This window comes from Pseudoalteromonas sp. PS5, from assembly GCF_004103255.1.
Classification (GTDB): domain Bacteria; phylum Pseudomonadota; class Gammaproteobacteria; order Enterobacterales; family Alteromonadaceae; genus Pseudoalteromonas; species Pseudoalteromonas peptidolytica.
The window spans coordinates 1-5,425 of sequence record NZ_RCSQ01000238.1 but is presented as its reverse complement, the minus strand read 5'-3'; the positions used below and the strand labels follow the sequence as shown (position 1 = coordinate 5,425).

Annotated in this window: 10 protein-coding genes; all 10 read left to right on the top strand. The window is 45.1% G+C overall.

Features of this window, described 5'->3' with window-relative positions; translation table 11 throughout:
• The first annotated feature begins 100 nt into the window (after positions 1-100).
• The 10 genes from D9603_RS21290 (at position 101) to D9603_RS21250 (ending at position 5,351) form a co-directional block, all read left to right on the top strand.
• Positions 101-379 carry a helix-turn-helix transcriptional regulator gene (locus tag D9603_RS21290; protein ID WP_125253409.1) on the top strand — a complete coding sequence of 93 codons (279 nt, stop codon included), beginning with the start codon at positions 101-103 and terminating at the stop codon, positions 377-379.
• Positions 357-716: a hypothetical protein gene (locus tag D9603_RS21285; RefSeq protein WP_125253408.1), complete on the top strand. Its 360-nt coding sequence runs from the start codon at positions 357-359 to the stop codon at positions 714-716. The genes D9603_RS21290 and D9603_RS21285 overlap by 23 nt, the downstream gene beginning before the upstream one ends.
• A gap of 17 nt (positions 717-733) precedes the next feature.
• A complete protein-coding gene (locus D9603_RS21280) occupies positions 734-1,153 on the top strand; it encodes a glycoside hydrolase family protein (RefSeq protein ID WP_128732832.1) in 420 nt (139 codons plus the stop codon).
• Positions 1,150-1,548 carry a 3TM-type holin gene (locus D9603_RS21275; RefSeq protein ID WP_176033118.1) on the top strand — a complete coding sequence of 133 codons (399 nt, stop codon included), beginning with the start codon at positions 1,150-1,152 and terminating at the stop codon, positions 1,546-1,548. The genes D9603_RS21280 and D9603_RS21275 overlap by 4 nt, the downstream gene beginning before the upstream one ends.
• Positions 1,545-1,793 (top strand): hypothetical protein, encoded by a 249-nt coding sequence (locus D9603_RS21270; RefSeq protein WP_125253405.1) that lies wholly within the window; start codon positions 1,545-1,547, stop codon positions 1,791-1,793. The genes D9603_RS21275 and D9603_RS21270 overlap by 4 nt, the downstream gene beginning before the upstream one ends.
• A gap of 58 nt (positions 1,794-1,851) precedes the next feature.
• Positions 1,852-2,694 (top strand): baseplate J/gp47 family protein, encoded by an 843-nt coding sequence (locus D9603_RS21265; protein ID WP_128732831.1) that lies wholly within the window; start codon positions 1,852-1,854, stop codon positions 2,692-2,694.
• Positions 2,695-2,702: 8 nt separating this feature from the next.
• Positions 2,703-3,599, top strand: coding sequence for a phage tail protein I (locus D9603_RS21260; RefSeq protein ID WP_128732830.1), 897 nt, complete (start codon positions 2,703-2,705; stop codon positions 3,597-3,599).
• A 419-nt stretch (positions 3,600-4,018) separates the two neighbouring features.
• On the top strand, positions 4,019-4,564 hold the full coding sequence (locus D9603_RS21255; protein ID WP_194086978.1) for a phage tail protein: 546 nt from the start codon (positions 4,019-4,021) through the stop codon (positions 4,562-4,564).
• A 9-nt stretch (positions 4,565-4,573) separates the two neighbouring features.
• Positions 4,574-4,870, top strand: a complete 297-nt coding sequence (locus D9603_RS22255) for a hypothetical protein (RefSeq protein WP_241651747.1) — start codon at positions 4,574-4,576, stop codon at positions 4,868-4,870.
• Positions 4,818-5,351, top strand: coding sequence for a hypothetical protein (locus tag D9603_RS21250; RefSeq protein ID WP_241651746.1), 534 nt, complete (start codon positions 4,818-4,820; stop codon positions 5,349-5,351). Before D9603_RS22255 ends, D9603_RS21250 begins: the two co-directional genes overlap by 53 nt.
• The last annotated feature ends 74 nt before the right edge of the window (positions 5,352-5,425 follow it).

Below are 5,425 nucleotides of genomic sequence, written 5' to 3'. Positions count from 1 at the left end.
CGCCTCAAAATAGACCATTTAATTAAGCAAATTGGTATTAACTCAGCTAAGCAGAACAAAATTTCACTAGTCGTGTTTATTTTTTGAGGTAAGGAGAACTATGACACTTATAAACACAGCCACATCCAGACTGGTGGGTCAAATCAAGCCTGCACCTACAGGAGCAGAAATACTGCGTGTTGCACGCAGGCTCAGAGGCTATACACAAGCCGAGTCAGCGGCTCACTACGGTATTGAAGAGCGCACATTAAGACGCTGGGAAAATAGGGAATATAGCCCTCGCTGGAATGACGTGATTGGCCTAGTTGAAGATGTTTACTTACTCGATATTTTAGAAGTGATAGGAAAAATTCACGATGAACAAACAAGTGACAATTAAACAAGTTCGTACCGCGCTTAAACGTTGGGGGAAATTTTGGTGTGCCAAAGAGTTAGGTAAGGGGTTTAGCCGTCAGGCAGCGACAGAAGCAATAGGAAGTGTAGCGAGTCGTAACATGAGTGCAGAGCAGATCCATGTCCCAGATGAAATAGCGCAGCTAAGCGCCTCTATAGAGTTGCTAAGACCAGAGTGTAAGCGAGCCATTCGAGCAAAATATATGATGCACAGTAGCGCCGTAAACGCAGCCAAACTACTGGGCTTTGATAGTAAGCGTTCTATGGAGTTTTGGTTACTTAAGGCCGAGCAGAGTTTAATGGTTAACTTGTCTGCACAATAGAAAAAGAGGGGGATTGTATGTCAGTAATGAATACAGTGGAGCAAATCAAAAAACATGAGGGATTTCGGCAGTTTCCTTATTTGTGTACAGCAGGAAAGCTAACTATAGGCTACGGACGCAACCTAGACGATTGCGGAATAAATGAAGATGAAGCTGAGTCATTGCTTGCCAGTGATGTTGAAAATGCAAAAGCGGCAGTGTCACGCAGAATTAATACGCAGCACTGCAATGAAGCAAGGATAGCGGTGTTAGTCAATATGGCGTTTAATCTCGGAGTGACCGGTTTGCTTAATTTTCGCCGGATGCTGCAAGCAGTAGAAAAAGGTGACTTTGAAACCGCTGCGCTTGAAATGCTAGACAGTCGCTGGGCAAAACAAGTGCCGATACGAGCACAAGAATTAGCACAGCAAATGATTTGTGGAGAGTGGCAAGCATGAGTCTACTGGCAAGTCTGTTTTCAGCTAAAACCGTGGCACCTATCGAGGCCATTGGTAATATCTTAGATGAGTTATTTACCAGCGAAGAAGAGGTGCTAAAACAAGAGCACCTCAAAGCGCGGCTGATAGCAAAGCATGCGCTAGTACAAGCGCAGATCAACCAAGTACAAGCCTCACATCGCAGTGTTTTTGTTGCCGGTGCTAGACCTTTTTTGATGTGGGTATGTGGGTTTGGTTTTTTATTTTCATTTGTTGTTAATCCTATCTTACAGTGGTTAGTACCGGAGCAGGGCACACCCGATTTACCGTTGGATGTCATGCTGGAATTAACACTTGCCATGCTGGGGCTTGCAGGGTTACGCACGGTGGAAAAAGTAAAAGGAGTGAGTAAGTGAATCACCCAGAACAATGGCAGATGAAAAAAGAGTTGAATCTGGCTCATATTTTAACCACCATCGTCTTGCTGGTGTCTAGCATTATTTATCTGGGGGATTTAGATAAACGGATCACGACCAATTCTCAAGCGCTTGATCATCTCAAGCAAATTCGCAAGGAAGATCAAAAGCGTATAGAAAAACGCTTAGATTCCATAGACAAAAAACTTGATACCTTATTAAGCGCGCGGCGCAAAGAATCTTAGCAGCAAAGCTACTTCGGCAGAGCTTTTTATATCCAACTTAATTTACAAGGAGAGTAGCATGAATAATGCTATTGATCTGACGCGCCTATCTGCACCAGAGGTGCTTGAGACTGTTAGCTATGAGGCTGTTTACCAGCAATTAGAGGCGCAGCTACAGCAGCACTTCCCTGATTACCTGTGGTTGCCTTCAGATCCAGCAATTAAGTTGATGGAGCTGTTTGCCTACCGAGAAGTGCTACTTAGGCAACGCGTAAATGATGCAGCGCAATCAGTTATGGTTGCTTATGCTAAAGGGTCAGACCTAGATCACTTGGGCGTCTTATTTGGTGTGCCGCGAGAGGAAAATGAGCCTGACGAGCGTTATCGACTCAGGATCCCATTGTCGTTAGAAAGCCACTCAATGGCGGGGACAAACGGCGCCTATCAATATCATGCTTTTACCGCTTCTGCGAAAGTGAAAGACGTATATGTTGAGTCAAGCTTACCCGGTATTGTCGAGGCGTATATTTTGCCAGTAGCAAGTGTTGAGACACTGCACGAAAAAGAAGCGCTACGTACCGAGGTATTGCGATACCTAAATAATGAAGATGTTAGGCCGCTTACTGATTTGGTCAGAGTCCATTTGGTAGAGCCAACACAATATACGATTGAAGCTGATATTTACTTTAACGCAGGAATTAATACTGAGCAGGTCAAAGTAGCGATTAACCAAGCGGTTAATGCGTTTATTCAGTCTCATTATTTACTAGGTAAAGAAGTACCAAGCTCTGGTCTCATTGATGCGCTACACCAAGGAGGGGTCAGAAAAGTCAAATTGCACACAATGAATGACGATATTGTATCTACTGTGAAAGAGGCGGCTTTTTGTCGCACTATACAGCTGCACTTTCCAACAGAGTAAGGAGACTTATGGCGAATTATCATAAATTACTACCGCCAGGTACATCCCCACTGGTTTGTAACATGGCTGAGGCAGTAGAGCGTGTACCTGAAGAGCTCAAAGTGCAGGCAACCATACCAGAATACATTGGCAGGCAATGGCACCCTGCAACCTGTCCAGAGGCGCTATTGCCTTGGCTTGCTTGGTCACTGTCAGTGGATGAATGGGACGAAAATTGGTCGCTTCAGACTAAACGCGCATTTATCGCCAACTCAGTTAAAGTACATAAACATAAAGGGACTGTAGGCGCGGTGAAACGAGCACTGGCATCACTTGGCGTCAGTGTAGAATTTTTTGAGTGGTTTCAAGAGATTGATGATATCGCCATTGCGCCATATCAATCTAAGCAGCCGCATACGTTTATGTTTATTGCATGGGCGAATGAAATCCCCTACACCAGCGATGCTGTGGTGCTCAGCCCTGAGCTGTACCAAGCAGTAAGAGATGTTACCAACAGCACCAAGCCGCAGCGTGCACACTTTGATTTTTTAGTTGGGGCAAAAATGCAGTTAGGCGTGCAAAGTGCGGCTATCTCAAGTGGCATGCAAGTTGCGCGAAAAACGGCGCACACTCAAGCTGTCAAAGCGCCAGCAGCGCAAATGTCGGCGGCATTGGCCTTGGCAGGCACCAAACCCGTTGCGGCAACAAGCCAGTACATGAAAAGCATACCTGTGAATGCAAATATGCACACACGAGCACAACTGGCACTGCACCTTAATAACCGCCGTCACGCTGTAAGCCGTATTTATTTTACCAACGAGCAAAAGCTGCCAGCTGCCAAGATTGACTTGAGCTGTGCATTTGCAACCAGCTTACATATTAATAATCAACGTTTTCAAGTGGCAAGATTCTACTGCCACGCCTAATCATCGCAGCAATGCAATCAACAACCGTTATTGGAATAGCGACTACTTCACTTCAATTGATGTCATCAGCGTTTACCCAGCGGTAATACCGATTGGTATAACCCATTGCTGTTATCTCGTACCGATATGTATAAAACCTGAGCTGCGGATAATTAATGCCTTTCTTGCAGCCAGTTTTAGTGCTAACTGCGTTGAATTCACTTCCAATAGCCAGCTATTGGTGCGTAAATTCGCCTTGCCTACAGGATGTAGGTACCTTAGCGAGAGCAGGACGCGGGAGCGGTGTTTTCCCTAAAACTCTCTGGCTAGACTAGGAAAAGCTTAGTTGTGCTTTAACAGCAATGAGTTGGAGCACTCCTTATCCAAACCTCAGGTTATTGAAGCAAATTGGTATCACTCAACAAAAGGAGACAGGTGCTGTGAGCACGATTTTACGGCCGACGATCACCACCAGAGGGTTGGAAGCAGTATTTAACGCCCAAAAAAATGGCTTTCAAGCGAAGATCAGCAGAGTAGGGCTTGGCACAGGCAACTACACGCCAGATCAAGGGCGTAGCCAGCTGCAACAAGAAGTCCACCGTATTATGGTGGCCAGCGGTGAAGATAAGGGCAATGCCCAAATTCACATGAGTGTGATCGACGACACCGATCACAACTTTTGGGTTAATGAAGTTGGCTTTTACATAGAAAGTGAAGCAAATGGTCAACCCGAGGAAGTACTCTTTGCGGTGTACTCTTCACCAGATAGACCCATTGCGTATAAATCGGCGGAAGTCGACTTATTACTGGCGTTCGATTTGGTCTTAACAGGGGTTCCTGCGGACTCGGTGACCATTGTCGATAACGGCGTTAATCTTAATATTCTTATCGCCCCAGAGCTTGCCAAGCTCGGCGCTGCACAAATCAATAATATGACCCGTCATCTTAAACAAAAGTTTGAACTGATGGCTAAAGGAATTTTATAGGAGCAATTTATGGCATTAGAACAAGATATTGCAAACCTGATACAGTCCACGGACGCGTTAACCGCAGTGGTTGACAGCAAGGCACAGCAGTTGGACAGCCAAATGGCAGCGTTTGATGCGCGTATCGCAAAAAAAGAGCAAGATGTAGATGAATTTATCCAAGAAGCGATGCCAGAAACACGCTATGTACAAGATATTTTTATCGGTGGTTCAAAGGATTATTTTTATCCGGTGTGGTGGCGTTTTCCAAATAATGCAGCGGGGGGGGGGGAAGCTAACGGTTGCTCGACACTACTCGTGGAATAGCGACACAAAACCACTCAATAGTACAAGTGGACACCAAGCAGGCTTACTACTAGAGCTAGAGGGAAATGCTCATGGGTGGAGTGGTGATGCTAAATTCATGCAAATCAAACGTTATCATCAAAGCTATAATGGAACCTTAAGTCATGTAAATTTCGCTATGTACTGTAGGCGCAGAAAAGTTAACCCAGATTTAGATTTGTACGGTGGTGGTGAAGAAGGTGATTTTGGCCCGGTTTGTCCAACTTTTAGCGGTTTATATTTGAGAGGTGGAGGACTAAGATACCGGATCATCAAAAACTGGAGGGGGAATGTTAATTACCATGAAGGACAAACGATGGATGAGAGAGAAATCGATACTGTTGTTACGAATACGGCATCTGTTCGCTGGTACGCAGAGCCAATTCCATTTGCCGAGCGTTTAGCGCCAACACTAAGTACCATTCCATACGCAAACCACCCCTATACACCACCGACAGCCTAAAGGAGTAAACATGGAAATAAAAACGTTAAGAATTGGCGATGATGAGCTGATTAATGTCCCTGCGGATGAAAAAA